Genomic DNA, 19758 nt, shown 5'->3' on the forward strand with positions numbered 1-19758 from the left:
CTTTCACGCAAGCGGCGGGGAGTCTCAGCCGCCGAACTCCTGCAGACCCTTCAGAGCCTGGTCCAGGAGCGCCTGGCGGCCCTCCAGCTCACGCTCCAGCTTGTCGGCCTTGGCGTTGTTGCCCTGGCCGCGCGCCTGCTCGATCTGCGCCTTCAGCTTGTCCACGGCGGCCTGCAGCTGACCGGTGAGCCCCTCGGCACGCGCGCGTGCCTCGGGGTTCGTGCGGCGCCACTCGGTCTCCTCGGCCTCCTGGATCGCCCGCTCGACGGCGTGCATCCGGCCCTCGACCTTCGGCCGCGCGTCCCGCGGGACGTGGCCGATGGCCTCCCAGCGCTCGTTGACCGAGCGGAAGGCGGCCCGGGCGGCCTTGAGGTCCGTGACCGGGAGGATCTTCTCAGCCTCCTCGGCCAGCTCCTCCTTCAGCTTCAGGTTCTCCGCCTGCTCCGCGTCCCGCTCGGCGAAGACCGAGCTGCGGGCGGCGAAGAACACGTCCTGGGCGCCGCGGAAGCGGTTCCACAGATCGTCCTCGTGCTCGCGCTGGGCGCGACCCGCGGCCTTCCACTCCGCCATCAGGTCGCGGTAGCGGGCCGCCGTCGGACCCCAGTCCGTCGAAGCCGACAGCGACTCGGCCTCGGCGACCAGCCGTTCCTTGGTCCGGCGGGCCTCCTCGCGCTGCGCGTCCAGCTGTGCGAAGTGCGCCTTGCGGCGCTTGGAGAACGCCGAGCGGGCGTGCGAGAAGCGGTGCCACAGCTCGTCGTCGGACTTGCGGTCCAGCCGCGGCAGACCCTTCCAGGTGTCCACCAGCGCCCGCAGCCGCTCACCCGCGGCCCGCCACTGGTCGGACTGCGCCAGCTGCTCGGCCTCGGTGACCAGGTCCTCTTTGGCCTTGCGGGCCTCGTCGGACTGCTTGGCCCGCTGCTGCTTGCGCTCCTCCCGGCGCGCCTCCACGGTCTGCACGAGCTTGTCCAGCCGCGTGCGGAGCGCGTCGAGGTCGCCGACCGCGTGGTGCGCCTCCACCTGCTCACGCAGGTGGTCGATCGCGGCCTGGGCGTCCTTCGCCGACAGGTCGGTGGTCTGCACTCGCTTTTCGAGGAGGCCGATCTCGACAACCAGGCCCTCGTACTTGCGCTCGAAGTAGGCAAGCGCCTCCTCAGGGGAGCCGGCCGCCCAGGATCCGACGACCTGCTCGCCGTCGGCCGTACGCACGTACACGGTCCCCGTCTCGTCGACGCGGCCCCACGGGTCGCTGCTCACAGCGCCTCCTCCACATGATGCCTGCGAGGGGCTTCAGCGCCCCCGGGCATCGTCCACAGTTTCGTCACGGCCAACATAGGCGACCGGCGGGCGGCCTGTCCGCATCCAGCGCGACCGAAATTCCGCAGTTGGCCGTCATTGCCGTCAGGACTTCGTCACCGTCGCCTTGTTGATCACGACGGTCGCGTTCGGCGCGGTGTTGCCCGAGGTCGGGTCGGCTGCCTGCGCACCGGCCGCCGCAATCTTCTGCAGCACCTTCATGCCGGCCGCCGACACGGTGCCGAAGGGCGTGTAGCTGGGCGGCAGCGGGCTGTTCTTGTAGACCAGGAAGAACTGGCTGCCGCCGGTGTGCTTCTGCCCGGTGTTGGCCATCGCCACCGTGCCCGCCGGGTACGTGTTGCCCTTCAGGCTCTTGTCCTTCAGGTTCTCGTCCGGGAGCGTGTAGCCCGGCCCGCCCATGCCGGTGCCCTGCGGGTCGCCGCACTGGAGCACGAAGATGCCGTCCGTGGTCAGACGGTGGCACTTGGTGTGGTCGAAGTAGCCCTGGCCGGCCAGGAAGTTGAACGAGTTCACCGTGTGCGGGGCCGCCGCCGTCTTCAGCGCGATGTCGATGTCACCGCACGTCGTGGCGAGCTTCATCGTGTAGTTCGCCGACGTGTCGATCGCCATCGCCGGCTCCTTCTTCCAGCTCAGCTTCTTCACCGAGCCGGCCGCCGGCTTCGCGCAGGGGTCCGGGGCCTTGCTGGTCGGCGACGCGCTCGGCGTGGTGTCGGCGGCGGCGTTCGCCTTCTTGTCGTCGTTCTTCAGTACGCCGGTCGTGTACAGCGCGACACTGCCGATCACGACCACGCCCAGTACCGACGCGATCACGGAGTTGCGCAGGCGGGCCTTGCGGCGCGCCTCGGTGCGCCGCTGCTGCTGCCGCAAGAACTTCTCCCGGGCGAGCTGACGCCGCCGCTGCTCCTGGCTGACCACCGGGTTCTCTCCTCATGCGTGTCGTGTGTCGACCGGTACGCGTGCGGCTGCGTGGTTCTCATGGGCCGACCGCTGCGTGTTAGCCCCGTACCGTATATGGGTTCGCTGAGGAAACGGCAGCGCCGGTAGGCTCTGACTGCGACTGTCGCCGCCGGCAAGCCCTCCGCGAGCCGTCTGCAAGCCGTACCCCATCGACACAACGAAGGACGATCGTGCTCATTGCCGGGTTCCCCGCCGGGGCCTGGGGGACGAACTGCTACCTCGTCGCCCCCGCCCCCGGTGAGGAGTGCGTGATCATCGACCCGGGCCACCAGGCCGCCGAAGGCGTCGAGGAAGCACTGAAGAAGCATCGGCTCAAGCCCGTCGCCGTCGTCCTCACCCACGGCCACCTCGATCACGTGGCCTCGGTCGTCCCGGTCTGCGGGGCCCACGACGTACCGGCCTGGATCCACCCCGAGGACCGGTACATGATGAGCGACCCCGAGAAGGCGCTCGGCCGCTCCATCGGCATGCCGCTGATGGGCGAGCTGACCGTGGGGGAGCCGGACGACGTCCGCGAGCTGACGAACGGCACCACCCTCTCGCTGGCCGGGCTGGAGTTCTCCGTCGCGCACGCGCCGGGCCATACCAAGGGGTCGGTGACCTTCCGGATGCCCGAGACCGCCGACATCCCGTCGGTGTTCTTCTCCGGGGATCTGCTGTTCGCCGGCTCCATCGGACGCACCGACCTGCCGGGCGGATCCATGGCGGACATGCTGGAGTCGCTGGCCCGCGTGTGCCTGCCGCTCGACGACTCCACCGTGGTGCTGTCCGGCCACGGCCCCCAGACGACCATCGGCCAGGAGCGCGCCACCAACCCCTATCTGCGGCAGGTGGCGGCCGGCCAGGGAGCGGACATGAACACCGCTCCCCGACGAGGAATGTGACGAGAGAGCCTTTCCGTGAGTACCTTCCAGGCCCCCAAGGGCACCTACGACCTGATCCCGCCGGACTCCGCCAAGTACCTCGCGGTCCGCGAGGCGATCGCCGCGCCGCTGCGCAACTCGGGTTACGGCTACGTCGAGACGCCCGGCTTCGAGAACGTCGAGCTGTTCGCGCGCGGTGTCGGCGAGTCCACCGACATCGTCACCAAGGAGATGTACGCCTTCGAGACCAAGGGCGGCGACAGGCTGGCCCTGCGTCCCGAGGGCACGGCCTCCGTGCTGCGCGCGGCCCTGGAGGCCAGCCTGCACAAGCAGGGCAACCTGCCGGTCAAGCTCTGGTATTCGGGCTCGTACTACCGCTACGAGAAGCCGCAGAAGGGCCGTTACCGCCACTTCTCCCAGGTCGGCGCCGAGGCGATCGGCGCGGAGGACCCGGCGCTGGACGCCGAGCTGATCATCCTGGCCGATCAGGCGTACCGCTCGCTGGGCCTGAGCAACTTCCGGATCCTGCTGAACAGCCTGGGCGACAAGGAGTGCCGGCCGGTGTACCGGGCCGCGCTGCAGGACTTCCTGCGCGGCCTCGACCTGGACGAGGACACCCGCCGCCGCGTCGACATCAACCCGCTCCGGGTCCTGGACGACAAGCGCGAGTCGGTCCAGAAGCAGCTCACGGGTGCGCCGATGCTGCGCGACTTCCTGTGCGACGCCTGCAAGGCCTACCACGAGGAGGTCCGCGAGCTGCTCACCGAGGCGGGCGTGGTCTTCGAGGACGACCCGAAGCTGGTGCGCGGCCTGGACTACTACACCCGCACCACCTTCGAGTTCGTGCACGACGGCCTGGGCTCCCAGTCCGCGGTGGGCGGCGGCGGCCGCTACGACGGCCTGTCCGAGATGATCGGCGGCCCGGCGCTGCCCTCGGTCGGCTGGGCCCTGGGTGTCGACCGCACGGTCCTCGCCCTGGAGGCGGAGGGCGTCGAACTGGACCTCCCGTCCTCGACGTCGGTCTACGCCGTCCCGCTCGGCGAGGAGGCCCGCCGCACACTCTTCGCCAAGGTCACCGAGCTGCGCAAGGCGGGCATCGCGGCGGACTTCAGTTACGGCGGCAAGGGCCTGAAGGCGGCGATGAAGGCGGCCAACCGGTCGGGGGCCCGTTATGCCCTGGTCCTCGGGGAGCGCGACATCGCCGAGGGTGTTGTCCAGCTCAAGGACATGGATTCCGGCGAGCAGACGGCGATCGCCCTGGACGCCGTCCGCACGGAACTGAAGTCCAGGCTCGGCTAGGCACGGCCCGCGAGAAGGGCGCCGGACCGCATACGGCGATCACCGCGCGGCCGGCGCCCTTCTCATTGCTCCAGCAGTCTGTGGCGCATCGCGCTCGTCACCGCCGCCGTCCGGTCGTCCACGCCCAGCTTGCCGAAGATCCGCAGCAGATGGGTCTTCACCGTCGACTCCCCGATGTTGCGTCGACATGCGGCTACCGCCGCGTGGGCCGGCGGCCGATCTCCGCGTTCGTGCAGCCGTCGGCCACCAGGCGCAGGACTGCCGTCTCGCGTTCCGAGAGCCGGGGGCGTTCCGGTTTCGTGCGCAACTGGTCGACCGGACGGGCCGCCACCGAGGGGGCCAGGACCGTCTCGCCGCGCGCGGCGGCCCGTACCGCGTCGGCCAACTCGCGGCGGGGGAGGTCCTTCAGGAGGTAGCCCGCCGCGCCCGCCTCCACGGCTCGCAGGATGTCCCGGTCCGTCTCGTACGTCGTCAGGACGATCACTCGGCACGGCAGCCCGGCGGCGGTCATCCGGACGATCGAGTCGACGCCGGAGCCGCCCGGCATCCGCAGGGCCATCAGCACGATGTCCGGGCGCAGTTCCGCCGCCAGCGCCTCCGCCCGCGGTCCGCTCGCCGCGTCGCCGACCACCTCCAGGTCCGGCTCGGCGCTGAGCATGGCGCGCAGTCCCTCCCGTACGACGGGATGGTCGTCGGCCAGGACGATCCGGATCACGGTCGCTCACTCCCCATGACGGTCGGCACAGGCAGGCGTACGGTCACCGTCGTACCGTCGCCCGGCGCGCTGTGGACGGAAGCCGTGCCACCCACCTCGGCGGCGCGGGCGCGCAGCCCGGCCAGACCGTAACCGGTCGACACGGCAGCGGGGTCGAAGCCGCAGCCGTCGTCGTGGACGGACAGGGACAGCGTGGCGTCGGCATAGTCGAGACGGACCTCGATCGACGCGCGGGCGGTGGCACGGACGGCGGTCGTGTTCATCGCACGGCCTCCTGTCCGGTCAGCCGGAGGTAGACGTCCTCCAGGGTGGGGCGGGTCACGGTCAGCCCGGGGATCTCGCCGTCGAAGCGGCGCATGAGGCCGGCGACCACGCGGGTCGGCGTGCCGGTGCGCTCCGTGCGCGGGGAGCCGTCGGGCCCGGTCCAGGTGACTACGGCCTCACCCCCGTACCGGCGGCGCAGCGCGTCGGGTGTGCCCTCGGCGACGACCCGGCCTTCGGCCACGACGGCGAGGCGGTCCGCGAGGGTCTCGGCCTCCTCCAGGTAGTGCGTGGTGAGCAGGATCGTCGTGCCCTCGTCGGCGAGCAGCCGGATCAGGTCCCAGAACCGGCGCCGGGCGGCCGGGTCGAAGCCGGTGGTCGGTTCGTCCAGGAGCAGCAGCTCCGGGCCGCCGATCACGCCGAGTGCCACGTCCAGGCGGCGCCGCCGGCCGCCGGAGAGCGACTTGATCCGGCTGTCCGCCTGCGCCTCCAGACCGACCAGGTGGAGGACCTCCTCCGGGTCGCGCGGACGCGGGTAGTACCGGGCGAAGTGCCGCACCGTCTCGCGGACCGTCAACTCGGCGGGTGTCGATTCGTCCTGCCAGACGATTCCCACCCGAGATCTCCACGCGCGCGTGCCCGTCGCCGGATCCGCCCCGAGGACGGACACCTCGCCCGCGTCCCGGGACCGGTTGCCCTGGAGGATCTCCACCGTGGTGCTCTTGCCCGCGCCATTGGGTCCGAGCAGGCCGAACACCTCGCCGCGCCGGATGGTGAGATCGAGGCCGTCGAGCGCGCGCACGCCCCCGTACCGCTTGCGCAGCCCCCGGACGTCCACCGCGCGTTCGTTCGCGTGTGCTGTCATGACCCCGAGCTTCGGCCGGAACCGAACGGTCCGCGACCACCGTGCGTACTTCCTTATGTCCTCCGAACGGTGGACACACATGCGCGTGCGGCACAATGGCCCGTGCCCGAAGATGGTCCAACTCTCAAGCGACGGAATCGGCGGATGAGCAAGACGACAGTCACAGACGTCTCGACGGAGCCCGGGCCCGAGCGTGCCGCCGACGCACCCCGCACGGTGGGCGGCAGCCGCGCCTTCGCCCTGCTGCTGGTGATCACCGGCGCGGCCGGACTGCTGGCGGCCTGGGTCATCACGCTCGACAAGAACAAGCTCCTCGAAGCGAAGATCGCGGGGAAGACGTTCACGCCGGGCTGCAGTGTCAACCCGATCGTGTCCTGCGGCAGCGTCATGCAGAGCAAGCAGGCGGCGGCCTTCGGCTTCCCGAACCCCTGGCTCGGCCTGGTCTGCTACGGCATCGTCATCTGCGTCGGCATGAGCCTGCTGGGCCGCGCCCGCTTCCCGCGCTGGTACTGGCTGACCTTCAACTTCGGCACGCTCTTCGGCGTCTGCTTCGTCACCTGGCTGCAGTTCCAGTCCCTGTACCGGATCAACGCGCTGTGCCTGTGGTGCTCGCTGGCCTGGGTCGCCACGATCACCATGTTCTGGTACGTGACCTCGTTCAACGTCCGCAACGACTTCCTGCCGGCCCCGCGCTGGCTGAAGTCCTTCTTCTCCGAGTTCACCTGGGTCGTCCCGGTCACCCACTGCGGCATCATCGCCATGCTGATCCTGACCCGCTGGGGCAGCCAGCTCTGGGCCTGACCCGGGGGACACAGCATTGTCAGTGCCGTGTCTTAGGGTTTCAGCGTGGAACCCGACCTCTTCACCGCAGCGGCGGAAGAACGCCAGGAGAAGGACCCGGCAGGCAGCCCCCTGGCGGTGCGGATGCGCCCGCGCACCCTCGACGAGGTCGTGGGCCAGCAGCATCTGCTGAAGCCCGGCTCCCCGCTGCGCCGGCTGGTCGGCGAGGGCTCCGGCGGCCCCGCCGGACCGTCCTCGGTGATCCTGTGGGGCCCGCCCGGCACCGGCAAGACGACGCTCGCGTACGTCGTCTCCAAGGCGACGAACAAGCGGTTCGTGGAGCTCTCCGCGATCACGGCCGGCGTCAAGGAGGTCCGCGCGGTCATCGACGGCGCCCGCCGCGCCACCGGCGGCTACGGCAAGGAGACCGTCCTCTTCCTGGACGAGATCCACCGCTTCAGCAAGGCCCAGCAGGACTCCCTGCTCCCGGCCGTCGAGAACCGCTGGGTGACCCTGATCGCGGCCACGACGGAGAACCCGTACTTCTCGGTGATCTCCCCGCTGCTCTCCCGCTCCCTCCTGCTCACCCTCGAACCGCTCACCGACGACGACATCCGGGGCCTGCTGAAGCGCGCCCTGAGCGACGAGCGCGGCCTCAAGGACGCCGTCGGCCTGCCCGACGACACCGCCGAGCATCTGCTGCGCATCTCCGGCGGCGACGCCCGCCGCGCCCTGACCGCCCTGGAGGCCGCCGCCGGCGCCGCCCTGGACCAGGGCGAGCGCGAGATCGGTCTGGAGACCCTGGAGCAGACGGTCGACCGGGCCGCGGTGAAGTACGACCGCGACGGCGACCAGCACTACGACGTCGCCAGCGCCCTCATCAAGTCCATCCGCGGCTCCGACGTCGACGCCGCCCTGCACTACCTGGCCCGCATGATCGAAGCCGGCGAGGACCCCCGCTTCATCGCCCGCCGCCTGATGATCTCCGCGAGCGAGGACATCGGTCTCGCCGACCCGAACGCGCTGCCGATCGCGGTCGCGGCCGCGCAGGCCGTCGCCATGATCGGCTTCCCCGAGGCCGCCCTCACCCTCAGCCACGCCACCATCGCCCTCGCGCTCGCCCCCAAGTCCAACGCCGCGACCACCGCGATCGGCGCCGCCCTGGAGGACGTACGCAAGGGCCTGGCCGGCCCGGTCCCGCCGCATCTGCGCGACGGGCACTACAAGGGCGCGGCCAAGCTCGGCCACGCCCAGGGGTACGTCTACCCGCACGACCTGCCCGAGGGCATCGCCCAGCAGCAGTACGCCCCGGACGCCCTGAAGGACCGCGAGTACTACACCCCGACCCGGCACGGCACCGAGGCCAGATACGCCGACGCGGTGGAGTGGACCAGGAAACACCTCGGTCGCAGGCCCTCCTGAGCACCCTGTAGACTGCTCCGAAGTGCTGAGTCCCGCGCTGTCAGAGCGGGACAACCAGCCGGAGAACCGGTCCCCCGCGGACCGGCTCCAGGAGCGTCGCGCACCGTCGATCGGTGTCGCGGGCAGCCCACCACCACCCGGAGCTCCGGGAACGGCCGGTGGGCCACTCGCGTGCTGCACGTATGTGCCCAGACCAGGGAAGCGGCTGCCCGGCAGGTCCTCATCGAGGGCCCGGCGGGTTTTCCCGGCTGCGGATGCGACCTCCCTCAACACTGACGAGCCGAACACTACGAAAGAGATTGAGACAGTGGCGAACCAGTCCCGTCCCAAGGTCAAGAAGTCGCGTGCCCTCGGTATCGCGCTGACCCCGAAGGCCGTCAAGTACTTCGAGGCCCGCCCCTACCCGCCGGGTGAGCACGGCCGTGGCCGCAAGCAGAACTCGGACTACAAGGTCCGTCTGCTGGAGAAGCAGCGTCTGCGCGCGCAGTACGACATCTCCGAGCGCCAGCTGGTCCGCGCCTACGAGCGCGCGTCCAAGGTTCAGGGCAAGACCGGTGAGGCCCTGATCGTGGAGCTGGAGCGCCGTCTCGACGCCCTGGTCCTGCGTTCGGGTATCGCCCGGACCATCTACCAGGCCCGCCAGATGGTCGTCCACGGCCACATCCAGGTCAACGGCCAGAAGGTCGACAAGCCGTCCTTCCGTGTCCGCCCGGACGACGTCGTGCAGGTCCGCGACCGCTCCAAGGAGAAGACGCTCTTCACGATCGCCCGTGAGGGTGGCTTCGCCCCCGACGGTGAGACCCCGCGCTACCTGCAGGTGAACCTCAAGGCCCTGGCGTTCCGCCTGGACCGCGAGCCGAACCGCAAGGAGATCCCGGTGATCTGCGACGAGCAGCTCGTCGTCGAGTACTACGCCCGCTGATCCCAGCCCCGGCGCAGCACCACCTCAGCCCGCCGTCTCCTCGCCCGGTCCTGCCGGGCGGGCGAGGCGGCGGGTTCGTGTTTCCGGCCGGTTCGGGCGCTGCGGGCCGGTGGGAGCTGGTCGCGCCCCGTGGCGGAGCCGCATGTCGACACGGTCCCGCGCCCCTTCGGGGCGCGTCACCCCGCCCTGCCCCAGTGCACGGGCCACGGCTCCGGCCCGGTCCAGCCGGCCCCCTTCCCGTACGCACTCCTCGTACCGCGCGTCCCCGAGCGTTTGCCGGGCCAGCGCCTCACAGCGTTCGTGCGGGGCGTTGTAGTACGCCGAGCCGAACAGCGGCAGCCCCACCGAGGGCCACAGCCGGGCCGCCGCGCCCTGGAGCAGCGCCGCCTCGGCCGGATCGCCCTCGGTCGCCGTGACCAGCGCCAGCAGTTCCAGTGTCAGTACCTCGGCGAGCAGATCGCGGAAGGCGTGCGCGTGGCCCAGGCAGTCCGCCAGCAGCTCACGCGCGCGGGCGGGCGCGCCGTCCAGCCAGGCCGCGTACGCCAGCACATACAGTGCGTACGACCGAGCCCAGCGCTCCCCGTGGTCCTCGCACACCTGCCGTACGTCCTCGCACAGCCGTACCGCGTCCGGCAGATCGCCCTGGAACGCCCGTGTCATCGCCAGTTCCACCTGGCCCATCAGGACGTTGCTGTTCAGCTCGCCGATCTCCTGATAGCGCTCCAGCGCCGAGCGCAGCAGCGTTTCTGCGCGCGCCATGTCATCGCTGACCAGGGCCAGACAGCCGGTACGGTGCTCCGCGTACGCCACCGCCGTCGCGTCCGCGATCCGCTCCGCCTGCTCCCGGCACTCCCGCAGCACCGCGAGCGCCGGCACGGTGTCGCCCTGCAGGATCGCCACATAGCCGAGCACCCACAGCGCCTTCAGCCGGGACTGCTCGTACTCCGAGTCCAGCTCCACGCTGCGCTCCAGCCAGCGCCGCCCCTCCGCGAGCCGTCCGCACCCGACCCAGCAGAACCACAGCGAACCGGCCAGGAACTGTCCGAGATGTGCCTCGTCCGGCTCGGTCAGACAGAACTCCAGCGCGGCCCGCAGATTCGGCAGCTCGGCCTCGACCCGCTCGGCGATCTCCCGCTGCCGGGGCGAGAACCAGTCCAGCTCGCACCAGGTCGCCAGGCCCAGATACCAGTCCCGGTGCCGTCTGCGCAGCCGGCCCGCGTCCCCGGCCGCCGCCAGCCACTCGGCGCCGTAGGCCCGGACGGTGTCCAGCATCCGGTACCGGGGGCCGGCCGGGGTGTCCTCGCGGGTGACGACCGACTGGGCCAGCAGCTGTGACAGCACGTCGAGGACGTCCTCGGCGGGCAGCCCGGCCCCGCTGCACACGTACTCGGCCGCCTCCAGGTCGAAGGTCTGCGCGAACACCGACAGCCGCGCCCACAGCAGCCGTTCGGCGGGCGTGCACAGCTCGTGGCTCCAGCCGATCGCCGTGCGCAGCGTCTGATGACGGGACGGGGGTCCCCCGGGGACAGATCGCGGCCCGGCGCCCGTGGTCAGCAGCCGGAACCGGTCGTCGAGCCGCTGCAGCAGCTGCCCGGGGGACAGTGCCCGCAGCCGCCCGGCCGCCAGCTCCACCGCGAGCGGGATGCCCTCCAGCCGCCGGCACAGCTCGCGCACCTCGGGGCCGTCGGACGCCGTCAGCCCCTGCTCCCGGGCCCGGTCCGTGAACAGCTCCACCGCCGCGTCCTCGCCGAGCGGTGCCAGCGGGAACAGCCGCTCGCCCGCCAGTCCCAGCGGCCGCCGGCCCGCGGCCAGCACGCTCAGCTCCGGCAGCTTGCGCAGCAGCTCCGCCGTCAGCTCGGCACAGGCCTCCACCAGATGCTCGAACCCGTCCAGCACGAGCAGCACCGGGCGCCCGGCGAGATGCTCCAGCAGCGTCTGACGGGGCAGCCGGGCGGTGTGGTCGGTCAGGCCCAGCGCCTCGGCCACCGCGTACTCCACGAACTGCGGATCGCGCACCGGGGCCAGCTCGACCCGCCCGCACGACCCCGGCTCCCACCCGGCGGCGGCCCGCGCGGCCAGCCGGGACTTGCCGACACCGCCGACCCCGGTCACGGTCACCAGCCGCGCCCCGCCGAGCGCCGACGCCAGCGCGGCGAGTTCGGCCGAGCGCCCGACGAAAGTGGTCAGTTCCAGGGGCGGATCACCGTGAGGAAAGGGGCCTGGGCGCTGAGGACCTCGCATGGGACACGGAGCGTACTGAAGTGTGTTCACTGCGTACAATCGCTTCCCGCAACTCCGTCCCCGCCGCCGGGTAATCCGGTACGGAGCCCGGGCCACGGCGCGATAGGCTCGGACTCGACTTTTTCGATGGTGAGGCACGTTTCAGGGAGCGGGTGCGCACAGTGTCCGGTGGAGAGGTGGCCGGGATCCTGGTGGCCGTCTTCTGGGCGATCCTGGTCTCCTTCCTCGCGGTGGCACTCGTGAGGCTGGCCCAGACGCTCAAGGCGACCACCAAGCTCGTCGCGGACGTGACCGATCAGGCCGTCCCGCTGCTCGCCGACGCCTCCCAGGCGGTGCGTTCCGCGCAGACCCAGATCGACCGCGTCGACGCCATCGCCTCCGACGTCCAGGAGGTCACGTCGAACGCCTCCGCGCTGTCGACGACCGTCGCCTCCACGTTCGGCGGCCCGCTGGTCAAGGTCGCGGCCTTCGGCTACGGGGTGCGCCGGGCGCTGGGCGGACGCAAGGAGGACGTGCCCGCCAAGGCGCCCCGGCGTACGGTGATCGTGGGCCGCACGGTCCCCGCCGCGCGACGCAAGCGGAAGTAAGGACTGAGACCGAGCGATGTTCCGCCGTACGTTCTGGTTCACCACAGGCGTCGCCGCCGGTGTGTGGGCCACCACCAAGGTCAACCGCAAGCTGAAGCAGCTGACCCCCGAGAGCCTCGCCGCCACCGCGGCGAACAAGGCTCTGGAGACCGGTCAGCGGCTGAAGGACCGCGCGGTGGGCTTCGCGCTCGACGTCCGCGACAACATGGCGGTGCGGGAGGCCGAGCTGGAGGAGGCCCTCGGGATCCACGAGGACCCCGAACTCCCCGCACCCCGGCGGTTCGCCGCCATCGAGAACGTCGAGAACAGCACCAACCGCACCACACCGAAGTACATCGAAGCCCCGATGTACTCGTACAACCGGAATGAGGACCACTGATGGAGTCGGCTGAGATCCGCCGCCGCTGGCTGAGCTTCTTCGAGGAGCGCGGGCACACCGTCGTCCCTTCGGCGTCGCTCATCGCGGACGACCCGACTCTGCTCCTCGTCCCCGCCGGCATGGTGCCCTTCAAGCCCTACTTCCTGGGCGAGGTCAAGCCGCCGTTCCCGCGCGCCACCAGCGTGCAGAAGTGCGTGCGCACGCCGGACATCGAAGAGGTCGGCAAGACCACGCGCCACGGCACGTTCTTCCAGATGTGCGGCAACTTCTCCTTCGGCGACTACTTCAAGGAAGGCGCCATCAAGCACGCCTGGGAGCTGCTCACCACGCCCCAGGACAAGGGCGGTTACGGCCTCGACCCCGAGCGCCTGTGGATCACCGTCTACAAGGACGACGACGAGGCCGAGCGCATCTGGCACGAGGTCGTCGGCGTGCCCATGGAGCGCATCCAGCGCCTCGGCATGAAGGACAACTTCTGGTCCATGGGCGTCCCGGGCCCGTGCGGCCCCTGCTCCGAGATCAACTACGACCGCGGCCCCGAGTTCGGCGTCGAGGGCGGCCCCGCCGTCAACGACGAGCGGTACGTGGAGATCTGGAACCTCGTCTTCATGCAGTACGAGCGTGGCGAGGGCATCGGCAAGGACAACTTCGAGATCCTCGGGGACCTGCCGAGCAAGAACATCGACACCGGCCTCGGTATGGAGCGCCTCGCCATGATTCTGCAGGGCGTGCAGAACATGTACGAGATCGACACCTCCATGGCCGTCATCGACAAGGCCACCGAGCTGACCGGCGTGGCCTACGGCGAATCCCACGACTCGGACGTCTCCCTGCGCGTGGTCACCGACCACATGCGTACGTCCGTGATGCTCATCGGTGACGGCGTCACCCCCGGCAACGAGGGCCGCGGCTACGTCCTGCGCCGCATCATGCGCCGCGCCATCCGCAACATGCGCCTGCTCGGCGCCACCGGTCCGGTCGTCAAGGACCTGATCGACACCGTGATCCACATGATGGGCCAGCAGTACCCCGAGCTGATCACCGACCGCGAGCGCATCGAGAAGGTCGCCCTCGCCGAGGAGAACGCCTTCCTCAAGACGCTGAAGGCCGGCACCAACATCCTCGACACCGCCGTCACCGAGACCAAGCAGTCCGGCGGCACGGTCCTCTCCGGCGACAAGGCCTTCCTGCTCCACGACACCTGGGGCTTCCCGATCGACCTCACCCTCGAAATGGCCGCCGAGCAGGGGCTGTCCGTGGACGAGGAGGGCTTCCGCCGCCTGATGAAGGAGCAGCGGGAGCGCGCCAAGGCCGACGCCCAGGCCAAGAAGACCGGCCACGCCGGCGCCGGAGCCTACCGGGAGATCGCCGACAAGGTCGGCGAGACCGACTTCATCGGCTACAGCGACACCGAGGGCGAGTCCACGATCGTCGGCATCCTGGTCGACGGCACCTCCTCCCCGGCCGCCACCGAGGGCGACGAGGTCGAGATCGTCCTCGACCGCACCCCGTTCTACGCCGAGGGCGGCGGCCAGATCGGCGACACCGGCCGCATCAAGGTCGACTCCGGTGCCGTGATCGAGATCCGCGACTGCCAGAAGCCGGTCCCGGGGGTGTACGTCCACAAGGGCGTGGTCCAGGTCGGCGAGGTCACCGTCGGTGCCAAGGCCCACGCCTCGATCGATGCCCGCCGCCGCAAGGCCATCGCCCGCGCCCATTCGGCCACCCACCTGACCCACCAGGCCCTGCGTGACGCCCTCGGCCCGACGGCCGCCCAGGCCGGTTCGGAGAACCAGCCCGGCCGCTTCCGCTTCGACTTCGGTTCGCCGTCCGCCGTGCCGACGGCCGTGATGACCGACGTCGAGCAGAAGATCAACGAGGTGCTCGCCCGCGACCTCGACGTCCGCGCCGACATCATGGGCATCGACGAGGCCAAGAAGCAGGGCGCCATCGCCGAGTTCGGCGAGAAGTACGGCGAGCGCGTCCGCGTGGTGACCATCGGCGACTTCTCCAAGGAGCTGTGCGGCGGCACGCACGTGCACAACACCGCCCAGCTGGGCCTGGTGAAGCTGCTCGGCGAGTCCTCCATCGGCTCCGGTGTCCGTCGTATCGAGGCCCTGGTCGGTGTGGACGCCTACACCTTCCTCGCCCGCGAGCACACGGTCGTCAACCAGCTGACCGAGCTGCTCAAGGGCCGCCCGGAGGAGCTGCCGGAGAAGGTCTCCTCGATGCTCGGCAAGCTGAAGGACGCCGAGAAGGAGATCGAGAAGTTCCGCGCCGAGAAGGTGCTCCAGGCCGCCGCCGGTCTCGCCGAGTCCGCCAAGGACGTGCGCGGTGTGGCCGTCGTCACCGGTCAGGTCCCGGACGGCACGACGCCGGACGACCTGCGCAAGCTGGTCCTGGACGTGCGCGGCCGCATCCAGGGCGGGCGGGCCGCGGTCGTGGCCCTGTTCACGGTCACGGGCGGCAAGCCGCTGACGGTCATCGCCACCAACGAGGCCGCCCGCGAGCGCGGCCTCAAGGCCGGTGACCTGGTCCGTACCGCCGCCAAGACCCTCGGCGGCGGCGGTGGCGGCAAGCCGGACGTGGCCCAGGGCGGCGGTCAGAACCCGGCCGCCGTCGGCGAGGCCGTGGACGCCGTCGAGCGCCTGGTCGCCGAGACCGCGAAGTAACGGGCACGTAAGGAAACGGTCGGAAATGCGCAGAGGACGTCGACTCGCGATCGACGTGGGCGACGCCCGGATCGGGGTCGCCTCGTGCGACCCCGACGGGATCCTCGCCACCCCGGTGGAGACGGTCCCCGGCCGGGACATCCCCGCCGCCCACCGCCGGCTCAGGCAGCTGGTGGAGGAGTACGAACCGATCGAGGTCGTCGTCGGACTCCCTCGCTCCCTCAAGGGGGGCGAGGGCCCGGCCGCGGTCAAGGTCCGCGCCTTCGCCCAGGAGCTGGCCAAGGGCATCAAGCCGGTGCCGGTCCGCCTGGTGGACGAGCGGATGACGACCGTGACGGCCACTCAGGGACTGCGGGCCTCGGGGGTGAAGTCGAAGAAGGGCCGCTCGGTCATCGACCAGGCCGCCGCCGTCGTCATCCTGCAACAGGCCCTCGAATCCGAACGAGTGTCAGGTAAAGCACCCGGCGAGGGCGTCGAAGTGGTCATCTGATCGCGATACGGTAACGTTCCGCGCGATGTGCCGGTGTTCGAACAGCCGGCACATAGCAAGAGGAGGCGGAACGGAAGCGGGCCCACCGGCCGCGTGACCGGTCGGCCTCGCGGCTCTAGGGGATCGATGACTGAGTATGGCCGGGGCCAGGGCTCCGAACCGTGGCATCCGCAGGACCCGTTGTACGGGGACGGCGGATGGGAAGGGCAGCAGGCGCACGTCGGCCGGCAGCCCGGCTACGGCGGCCAGCCGCAGCACTACCCGCAGCAGCCGCAGTACGGCGACTGGGGCCAGGAGCAGCAGCCCGGGTACGGCCACGAGCAGTACCCCTCCTACGACGGTCAGGGGCACCCGCAGTACGCCGGTCACCCCCAGCAGCAGTACGAGTACCAGCAGCACGGCGGCTGGGACGCGACCGGCACCCAGGGTCAGGTGCCGTACGCGGCCGACCCCGGCGACCCCTACGGGCAGCAGCCCGTCGCCTACGGCGGGGAGCAGCCCGACTTCTACGGCACCGAGGACGCCTACCCGCCACCGGTGCCGCCCGGCCGCAGGCGCCCGGAGCCGGAGCCGGAGGACGTGCCCGAGGAAGAGGAGCAGCACCCCTTCTTCACGGGCGGCGGCGACGACGATGACGACGACGAGGAGCACGAGCTCGCCGGCCGGCGCGACCGGCGCGGCAAGGGAAAGAAACCCGCCAAGGGCAAGAAGCGGCGGACCGGCTGCGCCTGCATGGTGGTCGTCCTGGTCTTCGGCGGCGGCCTCGGTGCGGTCAGCTACTTCGGCTACAAGTTCTACCAGAACCGTTTCGCCCCGGCCCCGGACTACAAGGGCGACGGCACCAACGAGACGGTGACCGTCGAGATCCCCAAGGGCGCGGGCGGCTGGGACATCGGCAACCGCCTGAAGGAGGCCGGCGTCGTCAAGAGCGCCGAGGCCTTCGTGCACGCGCAGAACGACATAAAGGGCGGCAACAGCATCCAGGCCGGCGCGTACCTCCTGAAGAAGGAGATGTCCGCCGCCAGCGCCGTGAAAATGATGCTGGACCCGAAGAGCCAGAACAATGTCGTGGTGACCCCGGGCGAACGCAATGCGGGCGTCTACGAAGCGATCGACAGGAAACTCGAACTCGCCGCCGGCACCACCAAGAAGACCGCCCAGCAGGAATACAAGCAACTCGGTCTGCCGGCCTGGGCGCTGAACACGCAGTACGCGTCCGACATCAGGGACCCGCTGGAGGGCTTCTTCTTCCCGGGTACCTATCCGGCGGCCAAGGGCATGAAGCCCGACGCGATCCTGAAGCAGATGGTCGCGCAGGCCACGTCCAAGTACGACGCCTACGGCCTCTCCGCGAAGGCGCAGGACCTGGGCCTGAACAACCCGTTCGAGCTCGTCACCGTCGCGAGCCTGGTGCAGGCGGAGGGCAAGACGCACGACGACTTCCGCAAGATGGCGGAGGTGGTCTACAACCGTCTCAAGCCCACCAACCACGAGACGAACCAGCTGCTCCAGTTCGACTCGACGTACAACTACCTCAAGGGCACCAGCAACATCCACATCTCCGAGAAGGAGATCAACAGCAACCGCAACCCGTACAACACGTACACCCACAAGGGCCTGCCGCCCGGTCCGATCGGAAACCCCGGCGAGGACGCGATCATGGCGGCGCTGAATCCGACCCACGACGGCTGGATCTATTTCGTGGCGACCGACGGTCAGAACAACACCGAATTCGCCAAGACCTACGCCGAATTCCAGCAGCTCAAGGAAAAATTCAATGCCTCATCGGGCAACTGACGCCCGCCGGGCGGCCGTCCTCGGCAAGCCCATCGCCCACTCCCTCTCCCCGGTGCTGCACCGGGCGGCGTACGACGAACTCGGGCTCACCGACTGGTCGTACGAGCGCTTCGAGGTCGACGAGGCCGGACTGCCCGGCTTCTTCGAGAAACTCGGGCCGGAGTGGGCGGGGCTCTCCCTGACCATGCCGCTCAAGCGCGCGGTCATCCCGCTGCTGGACGAGATCAGCGACACCGCCGCATCCGTCGACGCGGTCAACACCGTCGTCTTCACCGAGGACGGCCGCCGCCTCGGTGACAACACCGACATCCCGGGCATGGTGGCCGCCCTGCGCGAGCACGGCATCGAGCAGGTCGGCTCCGCCGCGATCCTCGGCGCCGGCGCCACCGCCTCCTCCGCCCTCGCCGCCCTCGCCCGGATCTGCACCGGCGACATCACCGTCTACGTCCGCAGCGAGGCCCGCGCCGCCGAGATGCGGCAGTGGGGCGAGCGGCTCGACGTGGACGTCCGTACGGCGGACTGGGCCGACGCCGCCCAGGCGCTGCGCGCCCCCCTGGTGATCGCCACCACGCCCGCCGGCACCACCGACGCCCTCGCCGCCGCCGTACCCGAACGCCCCGCGACCCTCTTCGACGTGCTCTACGACCCCTGGCCCACCGAGCTGGCGGCCCGCTGGTCCATGTTCGGCGGTGCCGTGGTCAGCGGCCTCGACCTGCTGGTCCACCAGGCGGTCCTCCAGGTCGAGCAGGTCACCGGGCGTTCCCCGGCCCCTCTGGAGGCCATGCGGCACGCCGGCGAGAAGGCGCTCGCCGCCCGCTGACCACCCGCTCGCGTCCGCCTTGTGGACCGGCGGCCGGATTCGGACCCCGGACGTGGGAGGATCAGAGGTGGCGTACCGGGGTCGCGCACCCGGTGACGTCGTCGCCGTACGCGAGGACGCGCGTACGCAGGGCAGTACCGGGCGCGAGCACTGAGGAGCACCGTTGAGCAGGCTGCGTTGGCTGACCGCGGGGGAGTCCCACGGTCCCGCACTTGTCGCGACGCTGGAGGGCCTTCCCGCCGGCGTGCCGATCACCACGGAGATGGTGGCGGACCACCTGGCGCGGCGGCGGCTCGGCTATGGCCGCGGTGCGCGGATGAAGTTCGAGCGTGACGAGGTCACCTTCCTGGGTGGTGTCCGGCACGGTCTGACCCTCGGTTCGCCGGTCGCGATCATGGTGGGGAACACGGAGTGGCCGAAGTGGGAGCAGGTGATGTCGGCCGATCCGGTCGATCCGGAGATCCTGGCGGGCCTGGCCCGTAACGCCCCGCTGACCCGTCCGCGTCCCGGTCACGCCGACCTCGCGGGCATGCAGAAGTACGGTTTCGACGAGGCCCGGCCGATCCTGGAGCGCGCGTCGGCGCGTGAGACGGCGGCGCGGGTGGCGCTGGGTGCGGTGGCGCGGTCGTACCTGAAGGAGACGGCCGGTATCGAGATCGTCTCGCATGTGGTCGAGCTGTGCTCGGTGAAGGCTCCGCAGGGCGTCTACCCGACCCCGGGCGATGTGGAGCGGCTGGACGCTGATCCGGTGCGCTGCCTGGATGCGGATGCGTCGAAGGCGATGGTCGCGGAGATCGATCAGGCTCACAAGGACGGCGACACCCTCGGCGGCGTGGTGGAGATCCTGGCCTACGGCGTGCCGGTGGGCCTGGGTTCGCATGTGCACTGGGACCGGAAGCTGGACGCGCGGCTGGCGGGTGCGCTGATGGGCATCCAGGCGATCAAGGGTGTCGAGGTCGGTGACGGTTTCGAACTCGCCCGGGTCCCGGGCTCCAAGGCGCACGACGAGATCGTCAACACGCCCGAGGGGATCCGCCGTGTCTCCGGCCGTTCCGGCGGCACGGAGGGTGGTCTGAGCACGGGGGAGCTGTTGCGGGTGCGGGCGGCGATGAAGCCGATCGCGACGGTGCCGCGGGCGCTGCAGACGGTGGATGTGACCACGGGTGAGGCGGCTCAGGCTCACCATCAGCGTTCGGATGTGTCGGCGGTGCCGGCGGCTGGGATCGTGGCGGAGGCGATGGTGGCCCTCGTGCTGGCGGACGCGGTCGCGGAGAAGTTCGGCGGGGACAGCGTGGCCGAGACCCGCCGCAACGTGCGGTCCTACCTCGACCACCTGCAGATCCGGTGAGCGTCGTGCCTGCGATCGTGCTGGTC

Annotated in this window: 17 protein-coding genes and 1 pseudogene; 12 read left to right on the plus strand and 6 right to left on the minus strand. The window is 70.5% G+C overall.

What is annotated here, in order from left to right; all coding sequences use genetic code 11:
* Positions 1-24 precede the first annotated feature (24 nt).
* Both O1G22_RS34235 and O1G22_RS34240 read right to left on the minus strand, forming a co-directional pair.
* Complete coding sequence (locus tag O1G22_RS34235; RefSeq protein WP_270084843.1) at positions 25-1254, minus strand: DUF349 domain-containing protein; 1230 nt, start codon at positions 1252-1254, stop codon at positions 25-27.
* Between the two features lie 144 nt (positions 1255-1398).
* Positions 1399-2229 (minus strand): peptidylprolyl isomerase, encoded by an 831-nt coding sequence (locus tag O1G22_RS34240; RefSeq protein WP_270084844.1) that lies wholly within the window; start codon positions 2227-2229, stop codon positions 1399-1401.
* Between the two features lie 212 nt (positions 2230-2441).
* On the opposite strand from O1G22_RS34240, the gene O1G22_RS34245 reads away from it, so the two are divergent.
* Together O1G22_RS34245 and hisS are read left to right on the plus strand one after the other, a co-directional pair.
* The gene (locus O1G22_RS34245; protein ID WP_270084845.1) at positions 2442-3155 is read left to right on the plus strand and encodes an MBL fold metallo-hydrolase; all 714 of its coding nucleotides are present in this window, start codon (positions 2442-2444) and stop codon (positions 3153-3155) included.
* Between the two features lie 15 nt (positions 3156-3170).
* Positions 3171-4433 carry a histidine--tRNA ligase gene (gene hisS, locus O1G22_RS34250; protein WP_270084846.1) on the plus strand — a complete coding sequence of 421 codons (1263 nt, stop codon included), beginning with the start codon at positions 3171-3173 and terminating at the stop codon, positions 4431-4433.
* Between the two features lie 62 nt (positions 4434-4495).
* Here the strand turns inward: hisS and O1G22_RS34255 are convergent.
* From O1G22_RS34255 to O1G22_RS34265, 3 genes and pseudogenes are all read right to left on the minus strand, one after another.
* Positions 4496-5148: pseudogene (locus O1G22_RS34255) on the minus strand (response regulator).
* Positions 5145-5411, minus strand: coding sequence for a sensor histidine kinase (locus tag O1G22_RS34260; protein ID WP_333492424.1), 267 nt, complete (start codon positions 5409-5411; stop codon positions 5145-5147). Before O1G22_RS34260 ends, O1G22_RS34255 begins: the two are co-directional and overlap by 4 nt.
* On the minus strand, positions 5408-6274 hold the full coding sequence (locus O1G22_RS34265; protein WP_270084847.1) for an ABC transporter ATP-binding protein: 867 nt from the start codon (positions 6272-6274) through the stop codon (positions 5408-5410). The genes O1G22_RS34260 and O1G22_RS34265 overlap by 4 nt, the downstream gene beginning before the upstream one ends.
* Positions 6275-6418: 144 nt before the next feature.
* On the opposite strand from O1G22_RS34265, the gene O1G22_RS34270 reads away from it, so the two are divergent.
* From O1G22_RS34270 to rpsD, 3 genes are all read left to right on the plus strand, one after another.
* Positions 6419-7075 carry a vitamin K epoxide reductase family protein gene (locus O1G22_RS34270; RefSeq protein ID WP_270084848.1) on the plus strand — a complete coding sequence of 219 codons (657 nt, stop codon included), beginning with the start codon at positions 6419-6421 and terminating at the stop codon, positions 7073-7075.
* Positions 7076-7120: 45 nt separating this feature from the next.
* Positions 7121-8476 (plus strand): replication-associated recombination protein A, encoded by a 1356-nt coding sequence (locus tag O1G22_RS34275; RefSeq protein ID WP_270084849.1) that lies wholly within the window; start codon positions 7121-7123, stop codon positions 8474-8476.
* Positions 8477-8783: 307 nt separating this feature from the next.
* Positions 8784-9398, plus strand: coding sequence for a 30S ribosomal protein S4 (gene rpsD, locus O1G22_RS34280; protein ID WP_030343860.1), 615 nt, complete (start codon positions 8784-8786; stop codon positions 9396-9398).
* 24 nt (positions 9399-9422) lie between these two features.
* Here rpsD and O1G22_RS34285 read toward each other — a convergent pair whose 3' ends face one another.
* Complete coding sequence (locus O1G22_RS34285) at positions 9423-11639, minus strand: ATP-binding protein (protein ID WP_270084850.1); 2217 nt, start codon at positions 11637-11639, stop codon at positions 9423-9425.
* 152 nt (positions 11640-11791) lie between these two features.
* Between O1G22_RS34285 and O1G22_RS34290 the strand changes: the two genes are divergently transcribed.
* The 7 genes from O1G22_RS34290 (at position 11792) to aroC (ending at position 19732) form a co-directional block, all read left to right on the plus strand.
* Positions 11792-12226, plus strand: coding sequence for a DUF948 domain-containing protein (locus O1G22_RS34290; RefSeq protein WP_225098146.1), 435 nt, complete (start codon positions 11792-11794; stop codon positions 12224-12226).
* A 16-nt stretch (positions 12227-12242) separates the two neighbouring features.
* Positions 12243-12605: a hypothetical protein gene (locus O1G22_RS34295; protein ID WP_270084851.1), complete on the plus strand. Its 363-nt coding sequence runs from the start codon at positions 12243-12245 to the stop codon at positions 12603-12605.
* Positions 12605-15277: an alanine--tRNA ligase gene (gene alaS, locus O1G22_RS34300; RefSeq protein ID WP_270084852.1), complete on the plus strand. Its 2673-nt coding sequence runs from the start codon at positions 12605-12607 to the stop codon at positions 15275-15277. The genes O1G22_RS34295 and alaS overlap by 1 nt, the downstream gene beginning before the upstream one ends.
* A 25-nt stretch (positions 15278-15302) precedes the next feature.
* On the plus strand, positions 15303-15767 hold the full coding sequence (gene ruvX, locus O1G22_RS34305) for a Holliday junction resolvase RuvX (protein ID WP_225098143.1): 465 nt from the start codon (positions 15303-15305) through the stop codon (positions 15765-15767).
* Between the two features lie 126 nt (positions 15768-15893).
* Positions 15894-17564, plus strand: coding sequence for an endolytic transglycosylase MltG (mltG, locus tag O1G22_RS34310; protein ID WP_270084853.1), 1671 nt, complete (start codon positions 15894-15896; stop codon positions 17562-17564).
* Positions 17545-18384, plus strand: a complete 840-nt coding sequence (locus O1G22_RS34315) for a shikimate dehydrogenase (RefSeq protein WP_270084854.1) — start codon at positions 17545-17547, stop codon at positions 18382-18384. The genes mltG and O1G22_RS34315 overlap by 20 nt, the downstream gene beginning before the upstream one ends.
* Positions 18385-18547: 163 nt before the next feature.
* The gene (gene aroC / locus O1G22_RS34320; RefSeq protein WP_270084855.1) at positions 18548-19732 is read left to right on the plus strand and encodes a chorismate synthase; all 1185 of its coding nucleotides are present in this window, start codon (positions 18548-18550) and stop codon (positions 19730-19732) included.
* Positions 19733-19758: the final 26 nt, after the last annotated feature.

The organism is Streptomyces camelliae, from assembly GCF_027625935.1.
In the GTDB taxonomy this organism is placed as follows: domain Bacteria; phylum Actinomycetota; class Actinomycetes; order Streptomycetales; family Streptomycetaceae; genus Streptomyces; species Streptomyces camelliae.

Excerpts from the sequence above, each read along its gene's own strand:
- ruvX (WP_225098143.1), top strand. The coding sequence starts at position 15,303 with ATGCGCAGAGGACGTCGACTCGCGATCGACGTGGGCGACGCCCGGATC.
- O1G22_RS34295 (WP_270084851.1), top strand. The coding sequence starts at position 12,243 with ATGTTCCGCCGTACGTTCTGGTTCACCACAGGCGTCGCCGCCGGTGTG.
- O1G22_RS34285 (WP_270084850.1), bottom strand. The coding sequence starts at position 11,639 with ATGCGAGGTCCTCAGCGCCCAGGCCCCTTTCCTCACGGTGATCCGCCC.
- O1G22_RS34315 (WP_270084854.1), top strand. The coding sequence starts at position 17,545 with ATGCCTCATCGGGCAACTGACGCCCGCCGGGCGGCCGTCCTCGGCAAG.
- O1G22_RS34270 (WP_270084848.1), top strand. The coding sequence starts at position 6,419 with ATGAGCAAGACGACAGTCACAGACGTCTCGACGGAGCCCGGGCCCGAG.
- alaS (WP_270084852.1), top strand. The coding sequence starts at position 12,605 with ATGGAGTCGGCTGAGATCCGCCGCCGCTGGCTGAGCTTCTTCGAGGAG.
- O1G22_RS34265 (WP_270084847.1), bottom strand. The coding sequence starts at position 6,274 with ATGACAGCACACGCGAACGAACGCGCGGTGGACGTCCGGGGGCTGCGC.
- O1G22_RS34260 (WP_333492424.1), bottom strand. The coding sequence starts at position 5,411 with ATGAACACGACCGCCGTCCGTGCCACCGCCCGCGCGTCGATCGAGGTC.
- mltG (WP_270084853.1), top strand. The coding sequence starts at position 15,894 with ATGACTGAGTATGGCCGGGGCCAGGGCTCCGAACCGTGGCATCCGCAG.